This window comes from Vibrio injensis (genome assembly GCF_001895205.1).
In the GTDB taxonomy this organism is placed as follows: Bacteria; Pseudomonadota; Gammaproteobacteria; order Enterobacterales; family Vibrionaceae; genus Vibrio; species Vibrio injensis.
On record NZ_BDJF01000027.1, the window covers coordinates 195,207 to 214,803 of the forward strand.

Annotated in this window: 18 protein-coding genes; 4 read left to right on the forward strand and 14 right to left on the reverse strand. The window is 37.6% G+C overall.

Annotated features, from left to right (window positions below):
• Positions 1 to 188 precede the first annotated feature (188 nt).
• Complete coding sequence (locus tag BSR11_RS13015) at positions 189 to 761, forward strand: fimbrial protein (protein ID WP_072670776.1); 573 nt, start codon at positions 189 to 191, stop codon at positions 759 to 761.
• A gap of 49 nt (positions 762 to 810) precedes the next feature.
• Here the strand turns inward: BSR11_RS13015 and BSR11_RS13020 are convergent, their stop codons facing one another.
• From BSR11_RS13020 to BSR11_RS13040, 5 genes are read right to left on the reverse strand one after another with little or no spacing between them, the layout of a single operon-like run.
• Entirely contained in the window at positions 811 to 1,734 is a 924-nt protein-coding gene (locus BSR11_RS13020) for an OmpA family protein (RefSeq protein ID WP_072670777.1), read from the reverse strand.
• Between the two features lie 8 nt (positions 1,735 to 1,742).
• Positions 1,743 to 2,450, reverse strand: a complete 708-nt coding sequence (locus BSR11_RS13025) for a fimbrial biogenesis chaperone (protein WP_083544986.1) — start codon at positions 2,448 to 2,450, stop codon at positions 1,743 to 1,745.
• Positions 2,451 to 2,453: 3 nt separating this feature from the next.
• Entirely contained in the window at positions 2,454 to 3,866 is a 1,413-nt protein-coding gene (locus BSR11_RS13030; RefSeq protein ID WP_072670779.1) for a fimbrial protein, read from the reverse strand.
• Positions 3,857 to 6,331: a fimbria/pilus outer membrane usher protein gene (locus BSR11_RS13035; protein ID WP_072670780.1), complete on the reverse strand. Its 2,475-nt coding sequence runs from the start codon at positions 6,329 to 6,331 to the stop codon at positions 3,857 to 3,859. The genes BSR11_RS13030 and BSR11_RS13035 overlap by 10 nt, the downstream gene beginning before the upstream one ends.
• A 5-nt stretch (positions 6,332 to 6,336) precedes the next feature.
• Positions 6,337 to 7,122: a fimbrial biogenesis chaperone gene (locus BSR11_RS13040; protein ID WP_083544989.1), complete on the reverse strand. Its 786-nt coding sequence runs from the start codon at positions 7,120 to 7,122 to the stop codon at positions 6,337 to 6,339.
• 153 nt (positions 7,123 to 7,275) lie between these two features.
• On the opposite strand from BSR11_RS13040, the gene BSR11_RS13045 reads away from it, so the two are divergent.
• On the forward strand, positions 7,276 to 7,578 hold the full coding sequence (locus BSR11_RS13045) for a hypothetical protein (protein WP_072670781.1): 303 nt from the start codon (positions 7,276 to 7,278) through the stop codon (positions 7,576 to 7,578).
• Between the two features lie 9 nt (positions 7,579 to 7,587).
• Here the strand turns inward: BSR11_RS13045 and BSR11_RS13050 are convergent, their stop codons facing one another.
• The 8 genes from BSR11_RS13050 to pncB all read right to left on the reverse strand — a co-directional run bounded on the left by BSR11_RS13050 (position 7,588) and on the right by pncB (position 17,399).
• Complete coding sequence (locus BSR11_RS13050; protein WP_072670782.1) at positions 7,588 to 8,055, reverse strand: fimbrial protein; 468 nt, start codon at positions 8,053 to 8,055, stop codon at positions 7,588 to 7,590.
• Positions 8,056 to 8,141: 86 nt separating this feature from the next.
• Complete coding sequence (locus BSR11_RS13055) at positions 8,142 to 8,723, reverse strand: fimbrial protein (RefSeq protein WP_072670783.1); 582 nt, start codon at positions 8,721 to 8,723, stop codon at positions 8,142 to 8,144.
• Between the two features lie 423 nt (positions 8,724 to 9,146).
• Positions 9,147 to 9,689, reverse strand: a complete 543-nt coding sequence (locus BSR11_RS13060) for a fimbrial protein (RefSeq protein ID WP_072670784.1) — start codon at positions 9,687 to 9,689, stop codon at positions 9,147 to 9,149.
• 492 nt (positions 9,690 to 10,181) lie between these two features.
• The gene (locus BSR11_RS13065; protein WP_072671204.1) at positions 10,182 to 10,724 is read right to left on the reverse strand and encodes a fimbrial protein; all 543 of its coding nucleotides are present in this window, start codon (positions 10,722 to 10,724) and stop codon (positions 10,182 to 10,184) included.
• Between the two features lie 239 nt (positions 10,725 to 10,963).
• Complete coding sequence (locus BSR11_RS13070) at positions 10,964 to 12,292, reverse strand: exo-beta-N-acetylmuramidase NamZ family protein (RefSeq protein ID WP_072670785.1); 1,329 nt, start codon at positions 12,290 to 12,292, stop codon at positions 10,964 to 10,966.
• Between the two features lie 30 nt (positions 12,293 to 12,322).
• Positions 12,323 to 14,335, reverse strand: coding sequence for a glycoside hydrolase family 3 protein (locus BSR11_RS13075; RefSeq protein ID WP_240004070.1), 2,013 nt, complete (start codon positions 14,333 to 14,335; stop codon positions 12,323 to 12,325).
• A 533-nt stretch (positions 14,336 to 14,868) separates the two neighbouring features.
• Positions 14,869 to 15,915 (reverse strand): oxidoreductase, encoded by a 1,047-nt coding sequence (locus tag BSR11_RS13080; protein WP_072670786.1) that lies wholly within the window; start codon positions 15,913 to 15,915, stop codon positions 14,869 to 14,871.
• Between the two features lie 176 nt (positions 15,916 to 16,091).
• The gene (gene pncB, locus BSR11_RS13085; protein WP_072670787.1) at positions 16,092 to 17,399 is read right to left on the reverse strand and encodes a nicotinate phosphoribosyltransferase; all 1,308 of its coding nucleotides are present in this window, start codon (positions 17,397 to 17,399) and stop codon (positions 16,092 to 16,094) included.
• Positions 17,400 to 17,693: 294 nt separating this feature from the next.
• On the opposite strand from pncB, the gene BSR11_RS13090 reads away from it, so the two are divergent.
• Positions 17,694 to 18,410 (forward strand): NUDIX domain-containing protein, encoded by a 717-nt coding sequence (locus BSR11_RS13090; protein ID WP_072670788.1) that lies wholly within the window; start codon positions 17,694 to 17,696, stop codon positions 18,408 to 18,410.
• A 57-nt stretch (positions 18,411 to 18,467) separates the two neighbouring features.
• Positions 18,468 to 19,082, forward strand: coding sequence for a PGAP1-like alpha/beta domain-containing protein (locus BSR11_RS13095; RefSeq protein WP_072670789.1), 615 nt, complete (start codon positions 18,468 to 18,470; stop codon positions 19,080 to 19,082).
• A 69-nt stretch (positions 19,083 to 19,151) separates the two neighbouring features.
• Here the strand turns inward: BSR11_RS13095 and BSR11_RS13100 are convergent, their stop codons facing one another.
• The gene (locus tag BSR11_RS13100) at positions 19,152 to 19,439 is read right to left on the reverse strand and encodes a DUF134 domain-containing protein (RefSeq protein ID WP_072670790.1); all 288 of its coding nucleotides are present in this window, start codon (positions 19,437 to 19,439) and stop codon (positions 19,152 to 19,154) included.
• Positions 19,440 to 19,597: the final 158 nt, after the last annotated feature.

The window sequence follows — 19,597 nt, forward strand, 5'->3', positions numbered from 1 at the left end:
ACAAAGAAAGAAACCAGAAGACCAAATGAAGAGCATTCTTATTCTAAATAAAAACAATAACAATATTCATTTACAAAAGTAGGATTAAGATAGAATTTACGTAGGACTTATCTTGCTTTAAAACCTTGTCGGATATTTATTATACAATACGATATTATTACCTACTTATCGTGTATGGAGCTATTTATATGAGAAATTTATCATCTAAAAAACTGGCTATTTATTTACTAATAGGGAGTATTAATGCTCATGCTAATATATTAGAAATTAGTGGTAAGATTAAACATCCAACTTGTCAAGTAAAAGTCAATAATATTAACCAGTCTCCTATTATAACATTACCAACGATTAATATAGGTCAGTTGAAAAATGAGGGGGATTCTGCCGGTGAAACTACATTTGAGATCACTCTGTATGATTGCCTAAGAAGTATGACCTTAGAACAACATTGGGATGTTAGATTTTCTCCATGGGGAATTGATAAAAATAGGGATTTACTGATTCCTGGCTTCATTCCTACAATGTCAGGTACAGTAGAAGGTATCGGACTGCAAATTTTAGACTCACCTTCAGGGTCCCCCCTTGATAATGAATTTATTGGTGGCATGTTAATTGGTTACCAAGCAAAAAATGCAATAAAAATTCCACCGGGAGAATCTGAAGGTTCACACAACTTTGTTGTACGTTACTTGTCAATTAGTAATAATCCTTTACCAGGAAAACTGACTAGCTACTTACAATATGCGGTAACGTATTTTTAAAAAAAATCCCACGTCATAAATGACGTGGGATTTTTATAGCTATGATGAGTTATTTTTGAATAGATAACGTAACTCGTCTATTTATCGCCCGCCCCTCAGGAGTCGAGTTATCTCCTTTCGGGAATTCTACACCATAAGCGAAAATTGACAAATACTCATCCTCAATAGAATAATCCATTTTCAGCTTATTCATTATAAATTCTGCTCTACGTTTAGATAAATTCTTATTATAATTTTCATTACCTATATTATCGGTATATCCTGAAATTATAATATATTTATTATTATCACTAGCGTATTCTAAGAAATTTTTCAGTTTATTATAATCAACTAAAATAGGCTTAGACGAGTCAAATGGGAAATAAAATGAAACTGATGAAACTTTTATTGCCTTTTCTTCTTCTGGTTCATTTTTTGTTAAAATTTCAATATCTGGAGTAGTACCATGGGTAACAGTTTCACTATCAATTCTATTAATAATAGCATTTCTTGTTTTAAATCTATAACCTAATGTCAATAAACTCATCGCATCTTGATTGTATGAATTTTCAGAAAAAACCTTTCTCATTTCTGCGGTCAAGTAAATATTGCTATTTATAACATAATTAATACCTATGCCAAAATGAATTTGATTTTCTTTATCCTCAGGATAATTAACTCTAGCTATATCACCAGATAGAAATAACGAAGTCCCCGCATTACCATTAAAATAATATCGGCCACCCAACAAATAACTCTTATAGTCCAAGTCAGAAACTGCCTTAGTGTTTAGATAATTAAATTGAGTACTCCATTTTTCTGTTATGAAGTACTCACCACCAATACCAAGAAATTTCTCATCTTCTATTCCTCTATTATCATCATTCCATAATTCACCAAAAGATGTATGGAGTTTATAGTTTGTCAAATTTTTTGCATGTGTAGCGAAAGAAAAAACTATACAAGAAAAAATTATAATCATTAAATTTTTCATATCATATCTTATAAAGTTAAATTTTTAGAAACATTAAAAATAAATCCAGAATCATCAATGATATTCATATTTATTTCATTTTTTTTAGGTCTATTTAATAAATCCACTGTATAAATACTATTTGGTCTTACAATACTTGGAAAATTATCTAAAACCTGTTCGTCGATAACAGCACTAGCAAAGTTAATATGAATGGGTGTTTTGTTTTCTATTTTAAGTAAATGCTTGATTTCACCAGCGTTATCTTCTGATATGAGAGTGAAATAAATTGATCTTATCATCTCTGAATTTGATTTACTAATTAATGGTGCTCGATAAAATAATTTATACTGTTTTTGCATAGTTAATATTATTTTATCATTCGATGCTGTATCGATTGGGGGTATTTCATATAAGTTTAGCCAGTATAATTTTTCCTCTTCATATTCAACCTGAGATACATTAATCAATTGTATTATCTGAGAAGCACCTGGTTTTAAATTAAAAAGAGCCGGCTTTGTAATAACTGGAGCTACAGCACTATCCGGTTTATTATTTAAGTTACCATCATCAACCCAAGACTGAACGATCACATCGTAGTCATTTGTGTTCATCACTATCACTGATTGTGACAACTTAGAAGAATCAAAAATAACTCTTGTTCCCTCCATTGTTACTCCTGATAAAACTGGGTTTACAAAGAGTAAACTTATAAAACAAAGAATAGTGCTACGCATAAATTAATTAACCCTCATTACTACACGCGCAGTAGCGTGGTATTTACCAGGTGTTACGTTTACATTACCTTTAGGTATTTTCCCCAGCTTAGCCTCAAAAGTCATAGAATAGGTATTATTACCAACAGGTGAGCCTATAGGCGTTATTCTACCTGGATTATGTACAACCGAGAAATAGTTATCGGGATTTGAAAAGCTTAGCTGTCTTCCTGATTGATCATAAAAGGTAACAGCAACACCTTTCGCAGTGTTTTCAGATTCATAGTTTTCACTTAATAAATATGGTGTTGATATGCTATTATAAGTTAATGATAGCTCTTCTGATTTTTTAAAGTTAGCAGCCGTAGGTAAAAAGAACATACTAACTTGATCTTGACCTGATCCTAAAACAGATCCTGCTTGACAGTTATAAGACACAGAAAAACTAGCATTACTATAAGACCCTATATTTAGCTCCGCAACACTGATTCTTGGAAATGTTACGGTTGGTGTAACAAAGTTTACTCTACATGTTGGTAGTCTACGTGTAGTAAAACTTTTGTATAATCCAATAGTCGCAGGCCAATATTGATACCAACCTGGATAGTGATTTTTATGATTCAATCCCGGCGTTGGACCATCTAAATTATTAAAGTTTGTCGATAAAGGCAGTCGAACCGCAAAGTAACCAAGTGGTTGAGTGTCATCAAATTGTTTTGATACATCATATCCGCTCCAAGTAACACTGCTATTACCATTAGGATGAATGTCTGGTATTCTTATGAGCTCAACTTTAATATTACTAAAATTCTTTGCCTTTACTAAAATATTACCGTATTGATCTCTATCCAATCCAGTCAATGGTCTAGACTTCCAATTATGAGAGAAATACTCGCCCGTAGAAAGATTCGTAATACGAAACCCTAATCCTTTCACTCTTGTAGAGTAAACTCCTGGCATACCGAAATATTGTCCAACTTCCATATCATCATAACCACCAAAACGGTAATCACCATTTGTCGAATACATTTCAGAGATGACATTTTCTGCACCTGCCGGACATTTGTAAAGCACTTGTTCTGGTGAATATTTTCCAGATTCAGCAAACTCCAAAAAACTTTTAATAGAAGAACTTAGCACTGTTCCTACTGGCTGAAAGCTAGTATCAGTGATATTAGGATCAGCCATTGTCATATTAGTATAGTTAGTATCTGTTGCTCCCGTCCACACTCCTGTCGTACCATATTCAGCCTGTACACCCCATAAATTACCAGAGTTAGGCTTATTCGCCGCATGACCAGGAGCATGACTAACTCTCACACACTTTGGAATGGGGCCATAAAAAGTAGCTTGTGCACTATTTATAATAAAATAGCTCATCAATCCTAACAGCCATTTTATAGAACCATGTTTATTAAATAAATACATTATTTGCATGTAGTAGATAACCTCAATAGATCTATATCACTATTTATTTTATCAGAAATATCGTAATCAAATGTGCATTTCTGATCTTCTGACTCTCCCCAACGAATATATAGCGAGCCAGTAGGTTTAGAAACTCGAATAAAAGCAAGTCCACTTTGTGAAACCATACCGATATTAATGTTGTCATCATCCTTAATTTCAGAACCTAGTGGTGGCAATGTTGCTCCAGATATCTGGATTAGCAAGGCTTTACCTAAACGGGTACTAACATCATAGCTTAAAATTGCTCCCGCTGTTGGAATTAATCTAAACTGTGTTTCTGAAAGCTCAACATCTTTATTATTAATTGTTGAAGGATCCAGAGATATTTGGTTGATACTGTAAGGTGATAAATTACTAATAATACCATAACCGTTACCTGAAATTGCTGCACCTCGTGTGTTACGAATCGCGACACCTTTAGCATCTTTCGCCTTTACTATTGCAAATGAATCTCCCAAACTTTGGCTTAAGTTAACACCTCCAGAATGTATAACCGCTCCACCACGAATATTTGCTCCCCACTGTTTATAATTTTCACTTTGGCTATAGGTAGCTCCAAAAGAAGCTTTTTCTGCCAACTGATTTAGGCTTACTGAATAAGTAGAATTATCATCATCTAAAGAGTAATTCAATCCATACGTTGTATTTTCTAAATCGCCAAGTTGACCAGATAAACCAGCCTGATAACTTGTCATATTGTCATTGCGTGTTACACCTAATGACATTAATGCTGGATAATTACTTTCTCCTAAAGGAATTGAAATTCCAAGACTTACAACATCATCAGAACCAGATCTATCCTGTTGATAAATCTTAGAGTAATTAAGATTCAGTGTCGCTTTCCCTATACGAGATGAGTACCCTAATTGAGCTTGAGTAACTGCATCTTTTTCACCACGATAACTAGTGTGAGAGCCAGAAAAATAAAGTTGTCCCATATTTGCTAAAGACTGGTTGACATTTAAACTCAGTAGAGATCGTTCTGACTGACTAAAAACGATTGATGTATTAGTATCATTCTGTGAATTTGCAGCCACTACATCACTTAATGTTCGATAACCTGATGTAGAATATCGGTATCCAGCTAAAGTTAAGGTCGTACCTGTGTCAAAACCGATAGAATAGTCAGCTCCTGCGCGCCAACCTCTATAGGTATTTCCATATATATCAGCATGGGAGTATATTGAGCGCAAACCTAATGCACCAATTGAGGTACCTAAAACAGCTCCTAATGCAGATGAAAAATAATTTTCTGATACTCGCATCCCTAAATTTGTAGTTAAACTATTGCTAATACCTCTCTCATAGACACCTTGTATAAAGTAGGGCTCATCTGATATTTCTGTCAAACGTAGCTGGCCGGCTGAAATACTATAGTTAAACTGTCCGGGGCGGATAGATCCAGATACTGCGTTAAAAGGAACAGTAAAATTCGCGACTCTACCACTGGCTTCTTCTATAGAAACATCTAAATCGCCTTGGTAATAAGTGGAATAAAGGTCTCGAATCTCAAATGGCCCCGGTGATACCGTGGTCTGGTATATTTGTCTTCCTTGCTGAGATACTGTGACTGTTGCCACAGAGTTCGCGACACCAGTGATCACTGGTGCAAAACCTCGTTGAGAAAGAGGCCTCATTCTAATATCTGATTTTAATTCAGCACCAGTAAAACCTACGCTATCAAAAACAGTATCTGAAGTAAAAGTTTGCCCTAAAGTGAGTTCACTTTTCCATGAAGGTAATGCTGTTTGTGCATAACTACGTATATGATTAAAGTCACTTTGTGTTCTTAATCCTGAGTCTGTGTGGCTGTAGCTCAGTTGACTGCGAAAGCGCCAATTACCAACGTTTCCACCAATCCGCATACCAGTAAACAAACTACTATTCTCGCTATTACTTAAACCAGACGTTTGTTTGGAATGGAAATAGTTTCCATCATAGTTGATAAATAATGCAGATTTTCCAAAGTCCCATTGCTCAGGGTTAATATAGCCTCGAGGTAAAGAGACCATATAAGCCTGCGGAACAAACAAAGAAAGTCTTAAATTTGAACGATTGAGATCAAAAGTTAAATCCTGAACAGTTGCACAATCTTCATCATCTATTGTTAATATGTATGCATCGTTTACACCTAACCCTTTCCAGTAACTAGCTGAAAAGCAAGGGATAACCTCATTCATTTTATTGACCATGCTGACCAATTCACGTCGATGAAATTGATTATTTATATAAACATCTACACTATACTGTCCTTCTTGTGCTAATGATTCATTTAATAAATTATCAATGATATTGCTTAGATTATTATCATCATTAGAACCTAACAATAATGAGCTATCAAATGAAAAACTTCTCTCTGTAGCATAAACTTCCATAGAGAAAAACACAAAAAACAAAAGTGTTAATTTAATTTTATTTATATCAGGAAACATCGGTACTAATTCCCAGTCAAAATATTTATTTTCGCCGTAGTTGGAACATGTGCTCCATAGTCATTAACATATGCAAAATTTAATATTGCGTCATCTTCTTTAGGTGACTCTTTTTTTGCGATAGTTTCTTTACGTAAAATATTATCTAATGTTAAATCACTATATGGATCAATCATTGTTGGTCCAAAATTATATCTAAAAGAACCTTTATCAATATTTAAGTTTGATAGGTTAATGTAATAACCAGAGTCATTTTTTAGTATTAATTTACTTGGTTCACCATATTTATTATAAGCTAAACTTGCTGACATTTTTGCAATGGATTGCCCTGAAGAACCTTGAATTGAAGATGGTCGGTAAAATATCTTTACACGATTACGCAATACAATCAGTAATTGATTTTGATCCTGTGTTTCTTCCATTTTTGGAGGAATGACTAGAAAATTCAAATAAAAAACACTTTCTCTATCCTGAGGCAAGCTCTCACCGGTATAAATCATTCTGACAGACTGCCCACTATCTGGATTCACCTTAAAAATCGGTGGCAACAGAACAAATGGACCATCAGCAGACTCGGGCGTCGATTGAGCATCGCCTGTATCTGTCCATAGCTGAACAATGTTCGGAAAAGTATCCGTATTCATGAACTGTATCGTATGCTCTGTACTGCTCGCCGGATAGATAACACGTGTATTGGTTAGTACTACAGAAGCTAGAGAAGATGACATAAACAAAAAATAACCAATTGATACTAATAGAGTATTTCGAACATTAAATATTAAAAATCTCATTTTTCTTCCTCTATCTACTGCAAATCTGTGATTAACATCTAAAAATAGATAATGATCTGTACTATTGTTTTTTTGATCTATAATAAGTATAGGAAAACATAGTTACGACATAATAATTCTAGTTTTAAACTTGAAACTTGCATGGTGAATCGTATGAATAAATTTAAAAAATTGTCTTTATTGATAATATCAATAGGTTGTATCACCACTACAAACGTCTATTCTTCTGTTCCAGTTGGTAGTGGATCGATAACTTTCGTTGGTAGCATCGTTGAAAGTACCTGCAAGAGCAGTGCTAGCGGTTTGATCTGTGGTAAAGAGAAGGCATTAACCTATACAGACTTAACCGCTAATAGCCATATAAATAACCTTGGACAGACACATACAAAAATACAACTTATTGATAAAAAAAGAGTAAATAAGAATACCTTACTTGCTACTATTCAGTATCATTAATGCTTTTTTCTAATTATAAGTAACTAAATACTGTAGATTAGATATGACACTTCCAGCGGTTGCGTTACCTTCTTCCGAAAGATAACGCACCCCAAGTCTTAACTTACCCTTATCAGCACCAGCCGGCATATCTATTTCTAAAACAGCTGGCTGATGAAGTTCAATTGGCTCTTTATTGCTGTTTAATAATTGTAAGGCAACATTTTCAGCATCACCGGCAGCATTAATTAAGTTCCCTTCTGATGTAGCATTTCCAACTAATTTAGTTAGATAAACATCATCAGCCTGCAATGGGATACAATCTCTTAATGATAACTCAAACCACTTCTCACCCGCATAAGATGCAGGTAAAACCAAGTCATTTACGGTAACCGTTTCTAATAAAACTACTGGATTACTATTCGAACCATTAACCTCAATTACGCAGGTTTGATTACTTGTTGCTCCAAGAAATTGTATTGTATTTGGCTTAGCCATAGAGTTACACGATAATAGACTAATAAAAATAAATAATATTCTTTTCAATTTAAAACCTTATATAAAAATATTTTCTATTAAAATTACTATTGATACTGAAGAGAATATTGAACGGCTCCAATAACTGTCCCTGGTGTTGCACCACCTTGGTGAGAAACATACTCTACGCTATAGTTAGTTTTTCCAGCGGTTTCTCCTGGTCTAACAAAGATGACACCAGCATTCGCTGATAGATTTGGACCATCATAATAAATAGGTCTTCCAAAATCTGGGTGTAAAATATGCAAATCGACATTTTTAGCTGAGCCAACATTTCCTATCGTAGACTGATATCCTAAATCATTCTTAGGACCAGTTAGATGATAAGGTTGAAGGTTAACTATAAACCCCATAGCATCATCAGAAGGAATACAGCCACTAACGCTAAGAGTGAATTCCGTTCTACCTGCAGTTGAACCTGCATCTTTTAAGTTAGATGCATGAACAGGCTCTAAATTAACAATCGGGTTGCCATTAGCACTACCATCAACCGAAAGAATGCAAGTTTGGTTAGTTAACTCTCCTGAAATATAGATCTTATTGTCAGCATAAACAGGTGCCACAACAAACATCAACGCTGAAGATAAACTAAAAAGAGAGGTAGCACGAACTACCATTAAATTTTTCATAATAAAACCTATTAAGTAAACTATAATTTAATTAAACCGTGCACAACTAATGCACATACCGCTTATTATCTAGTCTTTACTACTCAAGCAACATAGCTCAACACCCACAAGGGTGTAGGAAATTTCCCTTATGAACCTTTTTATATGTCAGATGATTATGGTGGTTTAAACCATGGAGCTAATCGAAAAATTTTACATTTACTAACAATACGAACTGCTATTACTGATAGTCATTATCAAAACATGATTTATTACATATATTCCAATTTAATGTAAATTAATCATCAAAAATGCAAACGGCGCTACCGAAAAGGCATCGCCGCTGGGTATCGTGTAAAAACCTTAACACCACTATCAACTCATAGCCAAGTGGAGTGATGTTAAGATGAAATATTACAACGATCTTAAAGATTGAAACTATAATTAGTTATAAACTACGGCGTATTGTAACGCACCAGTTACTGAACCAGGTGTCGCACCACCATTTTCAGAAATGTAAGCCACACCGAACTCTGTTGAGGCAGAAGTTGAACCCGCTTCTAACACCAACCCAGACAGTTCTGCTGGAGAGCTTAAGTTCACTGCTTTGCCTTCTGTATCCATGATTTGTAGGGCTACGTTTTTAGCATCACCTGTATTGAGTAGGTTACCTTTATCAGTCACACCGTTAGCAACAAATACGGTTGTTACATCAACTTTAGCTTGAGGTGCAGTACAGCCAGTAATACCGACGCTAAAAGTCTTAGCACCTGCTGTTGAACCAGCTTCTTTTAGTAGCGCTGCAGAGACTGTTTCAAGCAGTACTACTGGGTTTGATGCGTTACCGTTAACAGTAACAGAACAAGTTTGGTCTGTTACTTCACCGTTGAAAGTGATTGTGTTGTTTGCGAATGCAGAAGCAGAAGCAAGCAGAACAGCAGATGACAGACCTAAAGAAGTAGCTACAGAAATCATTGATTTTTTCATTATTAAACCTTTTTTATTTCCAAACAAAGACAGACACCTGCCTCAACTCGGAATCATTATCGCCGCTCCCCGACAGAACAAACATAGGAGGAAGCCCTGAACTGTGTAGGAAAAACCTTATGCTCTAAGTGTACCTATAACCGAATAAAACTCGTTTTTGTTCTGAACAATAGATAAGCTTTATTTTCTAGAAATAGCCTTATTTAAAATCATCTAATAGTCTTTCTATAGAAATAGGAAAAAGTGGAAGAATTTAGCAACTTACGCTGATAAATCATTCCACTTTAAATTCTAATTAGTACGCATATTTAAAAAACAACTTGGATCACTTCGATACAGTTATTTCTATTTGTCATTCTATGTTTAGCAGAAAATTTACTTACTTGAATAAGATAATAGCACTTCAAAAAGCAATATCACCTAAACGAAAACCACCATGACATAAAAATGCCTGTTTAAATTTAAACAGGCGGATTTCCAAGCAATAACTAATTAGTTATAAACCACTGCGTATTGTAGCGCACCAGTTACTGAACCAGGTGTCGCACCACCATTTTCAGAAATGTAAGCCACACCGAACTCTGTTGAGGCAGAAGTTGAACCCGCTTCTAACACCAACCCAGACAGTTCTGCTGGAGAGCTTAAGTTCACTGCTTTGCCTTCTGTATCCATGATTTGTAGGGCTACGTTCTTAGCATCACCTGTATTGAGTAGGTTACCTTTATCAGTCACACCGTTAGCAACAAACACGGTTGTTACATCAACTTTAGCTTGAGGTGCAGTACAGCCAGTAATACCGACGCTAAAAGTCTTAGCACCTGCTGTTGAACCTGCTTCTTTTAGTAGCGCTGCAGAGACTGTTTCAAGCAGTACTACTGGGTTTGATGCGTTACCGTTAACAGTAACAGAACAAGTTTGGTCTGTTACTTCACCGTTGAAAGTGATTGTGTTGTTTGCGACTGCAGAAGCAGAAGCAAGCAGAACAGCAGATGACAGACCTAGAGAAGTAGCGACAGAAATCATTGATTTTTTCATTTTAAACATGCCCATTAAGATTAAGAGTTTAACTTGCAAGAACCATCTTGCCCGAATTCATAATCATTATGCGACAATCATAAACACTCAAATATAGGACTCAGCCTTAAGGGCTGTAGTCCATTTCCTATCACCTTTTCTTTTTTGTGTATCGAATAGACTGATAAAAATAGCGAATGAAAGCATTACTCAGGGTTCACTCATCACACAACACATTAATATATAAAATTTTCTATAAGCTAGAGATAAATCTTATATTTATTATAAAGATATCGATAATCGTCTAAATCTTTTTGCCAACGTAATTCTAGCTTTTTAACCAGTGATTCAAGTTCAGTGACTTCTTTAGAATAAGATTGAAGATCAGCGAGAAAGCTTTTCGTACCAATCAATTTAGCGAGCCATGCGGGTCGAATAACGAAATGAGATTCTTGATAATCAAGATAATTCGTTTCTTGATCGTATGCTATAGCTAAACTTTTAGCGTTATGTTGAAACGCAAGCCACCAGCGAACAAACTCTTTAATACTGGCACGATAATGCTGCGGGTTAGCATAATTAAAACGCTCACCATAAACGGTTTTCCCTCCTTGAGGCCAGCCATAAGCGGTAATAGATGGGTCAATGTGATATTGAGTATTAATATAAAAACTAGGATCCGGAAAACCTAATTGTTCATGAGGGAAAGATGAACCTCTCCCCATATTCACACTGGTTGCTTCGAACAGTCCCAATGCTGGGTATAGACGTATTGCTAAGTCCGTTGCTAAGTTAGGTGATGGATTAATTGGCAAAGAATACGGCTGCTGGTGGGTGTAATTTTTCATGGTTATAACATGGAGCTTTTCAATGGGTAAGCGGTATTGCTCCGCCCCAAACAAACTCCATCGATATTCATCAACCCCAGTCAACCACCCCTGGCCAACAATCATCGTCGCGAGCTCACCAGAAGTCAGCCCATGTACCATAGGAATGGGATGAATACCGATACCAGATACGTTCTCCTCCTCTAGCAGTGGGCCATAAACATAATCACCATTAGGATTTGGACGATCAAAGACCATGAACGCTTTGCCATACGCTTGAATGCTCTCCATCATTCGATGCATTGAGATTGTGTAAGTAAAAAAACGTACGCCAACATCTTGCAAGTCGTATATAACAATATCGACATTAGAGAGTTGATCTTCTGTTGGTCGAGCTCTCGGTCTACCATTATCGCTCCCATATAAACTGATTATAGGTAAGCCAGTTTTATCATCAATATGGTCGTTATCGCCCTCACCTGCCTCTTTATCACCTCGAATGCCATGCTCAACCGCAAAGAGGGTGGTTACTTTAAAATTGTATTTGCTCTCTAAAGCAACTAATTTATCTATGGTGTGCGTACCTTTAGAATCTAAAGAACTTTGATTAACCATTAATCCAACATTTTTGCCCGCTAATAGTGGACCATAAATGTCTTGTCTATCAACACCAAGTTGCAACTGATTACTTCCATCAGAATTACATGCAAACAACCCAATTGACATAATAAATGTCAAAATAGTTTTAAACCATATTTTCATTATTTTCCCTTACTCTATTAATGGTGAATTTTATTTATGGTACGTTAATCCATGGCCAATCTTATATCTTAAGTCGCCTAAAGAACCATCTTCATTCTGATGATAAATATTAACTGGAAGTTTTCCTTTAGGCTCTAGATGACCTGAAATGATTTTTGCTACTGCATTCATTACATTTGAACCAAGATCTTTTCCATTATTATCTTGACCATAATAGTTATAGGTAGCGATAGCACTGTGTGACACTTTTTCAAAGTTAACAATGTCATAGGGAGCCCGAAGAGTAACATGAATAACATTTTTACCACGTTTAAATGCATACTCCATTAATTCATAAGCGAATTTATATTCATCTAAAACTATATTATCATTAAAATTATTATCATTAAAAACCAAACTACGTTGTAGATTATAATGATCGAACCTGACATCACCATTATTTTCTACTGGTGAGGGTTTTGTTGATGCCGTTCCTATAATGATAATATCTGACTCATCAATAATTTGTTGTTCATCCTCTTTGGTTGTCTGTGACATTAAACTGGCTGAAACATATTCAAACCCATGTTCGACCAACTCATTTTTTAGTGTCTTTGCTTTATCTCCCTCGCCATAATTTGGCATAATCACATGAACCTTACTGGTCATATCTTCTGCAATAGGCAGTGACTTTGAGCTACCAAACTCCGTATTTCGAATCAGTGTTATCGCCTGCTCTGTGATGTTCTTCTGGATAATCTTATGTTCTGATTTTCCAATCGTATGATGAGCTTGTTGTTTTATCTTCTCAATCGAAGGTGGATTATCTTGTTTAATTAATCCATATTTCAATTTCGTTTTTACGATTCTTTCAACTGAACGAGTGATCTCTTGTTCTGACAAATCGCCATACTGAACCGCTTGTAAAATCTGATCAATTAACTCACTTAATTGATGGCTTTCTTGATCAGTGTGAATTAACACAGGCATTAACGCGATATCTACCCCAGCTTGAAAGGTTTTGATTACTGCTTCAGCTGGCCAAAAATGATCGGCAATACCTTTCATGTCCAGTGCATCAGTAATGGTTACTCCCTGATACTGAAGTTCTTTACGTAACAGCTGGGTTTGAATTTCTCTAGAAAGTGTTGCAGGAAGAATCATCTCTTCCCCAGTCACATTACTGACAACCGTCGTACTGTCTAAAGCGGGATATTGAATATGCGCAGTCATAATCATGTCCGGTGCAAGGCCATTTTGGATAGCAAATCGATAGGGATATAAGTCCGTTGCATCCGCTTCTTCCCTTGATTTATTGACTATTGGCAAGCTGTAATGTGAGTCAGATTGAGTATCACCATGCCCAGGAAAATGCTTAAAAACAGGTACTACATTATTTTTAGCAAAGCTTTTTGCCGTTTCGCCTGCCATTAATCCAATTAACTTAGGATCTTCACCATAAGCTCTAACATTGATTACTGGGTTGAGAGGGTTTGACTGAACATCAACGACCGGGGCAAAGTTAACATTAAAACCAACTGCACCAACTTCTGCCGCTAAAATATGTCCTGCATCATAAGCCAATGAAAGATCACCACTGCTTAAGTAAGCAGAACCTAATGCCATATTACCCGGCAAGTTAGTGGCTTTTGTCCTTGGTAAACGAACAACATTTCCCCCTTCTTGATCGATAGCGACAAAGAGGGACAGTGGGTACTGCTCATGAGTTGAATTTTGTAAATCCCAGATTAACTGAGCGGTTTGGTCAATATCCGTCAAATTAGCACTAAATAAAATGATACCGCCAATATGATTATCCGATATGAGTTGGCTAACAGTGTCGTTGATTTCTATAAATCCATCTCTACATTGCGCATCTTGATCATCACACCAATAACGAAAAGACATCATAAGTTTTTCACCAATCTTTTCTCTTAACGTCATTTTTTGAGTTATTTGCTGTGCTTTTTCTTGTAGAGTATCTTGTTTATCACGATCAAAACATCCGGTTAGCGTGATCATGATTCCAATTATAAGCCAATAGCTCTTTATTTTTGTTTTCATCGTATCTCCATGAACCCTAGTTATTAATATTTTTATTCTTAAATTAATTACCGCTATATCGTATGTATTTTTATTGATAGTTCTACGACATAAATCACATCTAACTCTATTCAGGATAACCATTAAAAATAGAATACTCTTTAACTAAAATAAACGATAAAAATTAATTTACAATAAAAACAAACAGTTACAAAAAATTTATACTTTAAAAGTTATTCCACTAAAGAATAATTTATTTTTATACAAATAAATTATGGAAATTGATATTAAATAAATAACCAAAACTAAAAGTAGGAATAAGCCCACTAAAGAAAGGATAAAACTCACTTTCAATTTAATTTCAGATCATGTAAGGGAAACTATTGGGACCAGAAAATGAGAAAATCTCAATCAATGTGGATAAAAATACAGTTGGAGAGTCATTGTTTAAATAGGAGAGATATAAGAATTATAAAGTTGACCTAAACCAGATCAACTTTATATATATTACTGATATAACTCACTGACCTTACCAATATCAGCCAACGCTAAATTTATTGGTACGGTTCAATGCGCACCGTTTCCCCTGTCTCGCTACTTTGCAGCGCCATCTCTATCAACTGGATATTTTGCAGCGCTTGTTCAGCGGGAACTGGATTATCGGTGCCAAGTCGAATCGCATCGGCCACGGCTTTAAAGTAGTGTTGATAACCACCGACTTCTGTCTCGATTAATTCTGAGCCTTGCTCGCTGTATAGTTGCCCATAGAGATATAAGTCTTCTTTTGCCCATTCAGGGCTGTCAGGTAATCGACCTTGCTTTAAATACTCTTCTTGTGGGTCAAGCCCCTGCTTAACAAACTTGGCCTTCGTGCCCAACACATTAAAGCGTAAATTGGGCTCTGGGCTGTAGAGGTTAGCGTGCAGATGCACTAGGTGAGCGGGATAGTGTAAGATGAGGTTGAAGTAATCAATGGTTTGCGCGCCGGGGCGCATTATACGGCATTGGGCATTAATCGCTTGTGGTAAACCAAACAGCACCAGCGCTTGATCGAGTAGGTGAGGAGCAAGATCAAACAAGATTCCGCCACCTTGTTGTGACTGCTCGCGCCAGCGTTGACGCACTTGTGGACGATAGCGATCAAAATGTGACTCGAACAGGCGTACTTCGCCCAATCGTCCCTCTTTCATTAGTTTTTGCACGGTGAGAAAATCTCCATCCCAACGTCGATTATGAAAGACACTCAGTAACAGACCTTGCTGATGCGCAAGATCGATCAAGGCCCGTCCCTCTTCGACACTGGTGACAAAGGGTTTTTCGACGATCACATGCTTACCGTTTTCTAACGCTCGCTTTGCTAGAGGAAAATGGACATCATTGGGCGCGGTGATGATCACTAGCTCAGCATCGCTGTTATCTAACAAACTCTCTGCGTCCTGATACCACTGAGCTTGTGGCCAATCGGCTTCGACAGCGGCTTGCTGACTGGAACTGATCGCGCACAGTGTCAGTTCAGGTAAACTTTGAATAAAAGGTAAATGGAAGGTTTTTGCCGAGTAGCCATAGCCAATGACAGCGGTTTTTATTGGGTGATAGGTCATGATTGAATCTTCTCTTTTGGTATGTCGAGACTATCTTCATCATGCCCAATGCTACTCTTGGGGTAAAGGGTTGTTTATTATCGAGGGATCATCTATCTGCATCAACAGCATGGTCAGAAACCAATAAGTATAAAAAACCACCATCAAAAAGAAGGTGGTTAATAAAGATGACTAAATTAAGCGGCAGCGATGTAATGTCGTTTGGTATGCTTTTTTTGTTGCAGCTCGGCTATCAAAGCATCAATATCGACCTCGATATTGAAACGTTGCTTGAGATTGGCGAGGAAGATAGGATCTTCACACATCGCTTTTTGTGGCTCATCGCTGATCTTGGCAACGGGTCGACCGCAGCATTCCGTTAACTTAATCACGATAGACAGTGGCTTATAGACTTTGCCTTGCGCATTTTTCCAATCCGCCAGATCGTTAGTCAAGAAAGTACCAATCCCGAATGAAACGCGCACTCTGCCAGCGAAGTATTCACACAAATCGAGTGCTCGTGCAAAATTGAGTCCATCAGAGAAAATAAATAGCTTGTTACAAGGATCAATACCAAGCTTCTCATAATGAGCAATCATCTTATCACCCCAAGTAAATGGGCAACCTGAGTCATGCCGAACGCCATCATACGCCTTCGCCAAATGAACGTTAAAATCGTTGAGAAAAGCATCAATATTTAAGGTATCGGTTGGCGCAATCGACAGTTGTCCATCAAAAGCGCGTAACCATTGTTCAAGAGCGACACGCTGTGAATCACCAACATTGACCAACGCTTGATGGCCCATAAACCATTCATGAGCAATTGTACCTATCGGCTTAAGATTAAATTCACGAGCAAAATGATAATTACTGGTACCTAATAACAGCTCAGGGATCTCTTGTTGTAAATGAGCAATTACGTCTCGTTGAACCTGACTAGAAAAACGTCGCCGCGTACCCATTTCAGTTAATGAAAAATTGCTGATCCCGCGCTGAATGATTTCTGCTTTTAAGGCGTTTAATTTATCCGCTAATACTTGCATCGGTAACTCGGCGGGCACTTGTGCCCAGTGGCGGCGGCTACGTACTTCCGAGATCAAAGCCATCACTAATGTTTCATACAAAATGGTGTCTCGCCACGTACCTTGAATGGCGATACGCAGCTGGCGCTTGCCCTCTTGCTTGAGGATCCCGATTTCAATTTGCCGATCGGGTTGAAAATGGAAATAGCGTAATGACTGTAAAAAAGCACGATTCAAATGAGGTGCATGCTGCTCTAGATAAACAATGTCGGCATCCGAAAAGCGTAATGAAGCCAACTGATTGATTTCTTGGCGTACTTCCTCTAATAAATCGCTAATGTCTTCATCACTGCGCACAATCAATTCATAGCGCACCTCAACATCCGGATACAACGAATGAACGGCCTGCATCATATTGATTTTATAGGCATCAAGATCCAATAAACTGCGGATAAAAAGAGGAGAAAATAGGCGAGCGCTCATGATGATGCCATCCTTTCGTTCGGTTTCATTCAGTCATTACGTTAGTAACAACGTGTTGCTAACTTTGGGCGAACAATAAAGTACCCTTGTAAGTTTGTCAACTTTTGTGACAAACCTAGTCAGTCGTTATTTAGCCTTATTATAATTATGGATATTGAGGGGTAAGGACGTAGCCATAACAACAATTACAGTACGCTTGTTATCTGAGTTATGTTTGTCACAAAGTGTTATTTACATTTGACCATCACCATGCACTTACCTAAAATAAGCCCGTTGTTTATTAGGGAAGCCATTATGATTGTCACTATCGATATGATTTGTCTGCGTCTTGCGCCGAAATCTATCCAGGTTTTACTGGTGAAACGCTCTAATCCAAATCGGCCGGATTGTGGTAAATGGGCATTGCCTGGCGGGATAGTGTATGACGAAGATATGACCGCTCATGGTGGAGAACCTGTCGATGAGGATTTTGATGCGGCGAGACGACGTATTTGTCGGCAAAAAGTCCATACTTATCCCAATTTTATCAGCGATCCGCTGGTTGATGGCAACCCCAAACGCGATCCGAATGGTTGGAGTGTCAGTATTTCCCATTACGCTTTATTAAACCCGTCCAATGTCAAACAAATAGAAGATTTTGGTATCGACCCCGAGCGCGCTAATTGGTTTGATCTTCATACTTTACTCAAAGAAGAAATGCCGCTGGCTTTTGATCATGTCGCGCAAATTCAGCATGCGTGGCAAAAATTACGCGCTGCGGTTGAATACACATCCGTGGTACTATTTTCATTAGAAAAAGAGTTTTTAGTGGCGGATATTATTGATGCCTACGCCAAATTTGGCGTCGAAGTTAATCGCATGACCATTAAACGCCGCTTGATCAATACCGGGGTGATCGTCAGTACCAATAAAATGGCCGCATCTTGTAAAGGCAAAGGAGGCAAACCAGCCACCGTTTATCGTCTTGCCAGTCATGAAGTCACCTATTTTCAAACCTGTTTACGAGGTTAACTGTTCGAAAATCGTGTACAGTAGGTGATGATGTCAATTGATGATAGGTAGGAAGCAATGCAGATTATTCTTGTTCATGGACTCTATATGCATGGCTTGGTAATGCATCCGCTTAGTCATCGTCTGCATAAATTGGGTTATCGTACTCAAACCATTAGCTACAACTCACTCGCTATCGATGATGAGGCCATTTTTCGCCGCCTTGACCGAGCGATCGCTCATGCCTCGCCTAATGCTTTAGTCGGACACAGTTTGGGCGGATTGGTGATCAAACGTTATCTAGAATCGCGCGCACCGTCCTGTGAAACCCTCTCCCATGTCGTCGCCATCGGCTCACCTTTGCAAGGAGCTTCCATTGTCAATAAAATTGAGCAATTAGGTTTAGGGGTGGCATTAGGTAATTCAGCAGAATTTGGGTTAAAAGAACACGACGACGAATGGCGCTATCCGCAAAAACTAGGCAGTATTGCTGGCACGATACCTTTAGGGCTGCGCAGCCTTTTACTGCGCGATCAACTGGACTCCGATGGTACCGTCACAGTAGAAGAAACCAAAATAGCTGGCATGACAGATCATATCGCGATATCCACCACTCATACGAGCATGCTGTTTAATCATTCCGTTGCCGAGCAAATCGACCACTTTCTTCGTTATGACCGCTTCCGACACTAAAGCCGTTTAAACTTCAGGTGATAGTGTACTTCGTATCAAACCGATGGTGATTGAAAACATACCCACCATTCATTCAGAAAAAGATGTTGCCATCATCAGAGCTTTACCATGCAATAAACAATCCGCGACTTTACGTCTGGCCGCTTTGACTAAATTGGCGAGTGTCTGCCGCGATACGCCCATGATTACCGCCGCCTCTTGCTGTTGTAAACCTTGATAGTCAACTAATCGGATTGCTTCAAACTCATCGGCTGCCAATGTGACGCGTTCTAATTGCGCCATCGGAATACCATTTGGTTTGAAACATGTTTGCGCAGGGGCACCACAAATGTGTCTGGGAATCTTAGGACGAGCCATCACTGTTGTTCTCTTTTCTGGGCTTTCATAGCGCTGTTAATTAATATTGTGCCATTTTAACAAAAAAGGCAACGTAACGCTTTAGAATCAAGTTGATGCTACTACTGAGTGATAAATTTAACAAAGTGATACAAAAGCAAAACAAATTAAACATTTAC

Excerpts from the sequence above, each read along its gene's own strand:
- BSR11_RS13070 (WP_072670785.1), bottom strand. The coding sequence starts at position 12,292 with ATGAAAATATGGTTTAAAACTATTTTGACATTTATTATGTCAATTGGG.
- BSR11_RS13065 (WP_072671204.1), bottom strand. The coding sequence starts at position 10,724 with ATGAAAAAATCAATGATTTCTGTCGCTACTTCTCTAGGTCTGTCATCT.
- BSR11_RS13045 (WP_072670781.1), top strand. The coding sequence starts at position 7,276 with ATGAATAAATTTAAAAAATTGTCTTTATTGATAATATCAATAGGTTGT.
- BSR11_RS13015 (WP_072670776.1), top strand. The coding sequence starts at position 189 with ATGAGAAATTTATCATCTAAAAAACTGGCTATTTATTTACTAATAGGG.
- BSR11_RS13025 (WP_083544986.1), bottom strand. The coding sequence starts at position 2,450 with ATGCGTAGCACTATTCTTTGTTTTATAAGTTTACTCTTTGTAAACCCA.
- BSR11_RS13030 (WP_072670779.1), bottom strand. The coding sequence starts at position 3,866 with ATGCAAATAATGTATTTATTTAATAAACATGGTTCTATAAAATGGCTG.
- BSR11_RS13075 (WP_240004070.1), bottom strand. The coding sequence starts at position 14,335 with ATGAAAACAAAAATAAAGAGCTATTGGCTTATAATTGGAATCATGATC.
- BSR11_RS13080 (WP_072670786.1), bottom strand. The coding sequence starts at position 15,915 with ATGACCTATCACCCAATAAAAACCGCTGTCATTGGCTATGGCTACTCG.
- BSR11_RS13090 (WP_072670788.1), top strand. The coding sequence starts at position 17,694 with ATGATTGTCACTATCGATATGATTTGTCTGCGTCTTGCGCCGAAATCT.
- BSR11_RS13100 (WP_072670790.1), bottom strand. The coding sequence starts at position 19,439 with ATGGCTCGTCCTAAGATTCCCAGACACATTTGTGGTGCCCCTGCGCAA.
- pncB (WP_072670787.1), bottom strand. The coding sequence starts at position 17,399 with ATGAGCGCTCGCCTATTTTCTCCTCTTTTTATCCGCAGTTTATTGGAT.
- BSR11_RS13060 (WP_072670784.1), bottom strand. The coding sequence starts at position 9,689 with ATGAAAAAATCAATGATTTCTGTAGCTACTTCTTTAGGTCTGTCATCT.
- BSR11_RS13050 (WP_072670782.1), bottom strand. The coding sequence starts at position 8,055 with ATGGCTAAGCCAAATACAATACAATTTCTTGGAGCAACAAGTAATCAA.
- BSR11_RS13055 (WP_072670783.1), bottom strand. The coding sequence starts at position 8,723 with ATGAAAAATTTAATGGTAGTTCGTGCTACCTCTCTTTTTAGTTTATCT.
- BSR11_RS13020 (WP_072670777.1), bottom strand. The coding sequence starts at position 1,734 with ATGAAAAATTTAATGATTATAATTTTTTCTTGTATAGTTTTTTCTTTC.
- BSR11_RS13040 (WP_083544989.1), bottom strand. The coding sequence starts at position 7,122 with ATGAGATTTTTAATATTTAATGTTCGAAATACTCTATTAGTATCAATT.
- BSR11_RS13095 (WP_072670789.1), top strand. The coding sequence starts at position 18,468 with ATGCAGATTATTCTTGTTCATGGACTCTATATGCATGGCTTGGTAATG.
- BSR11_RS13035 (WP_072670780.1), bottom strand. The coding sequence starts at position 6,331 with ATGTTTCCTGATATAAATAAAATTAAATTAACACTTTTGTTTTTTGTG.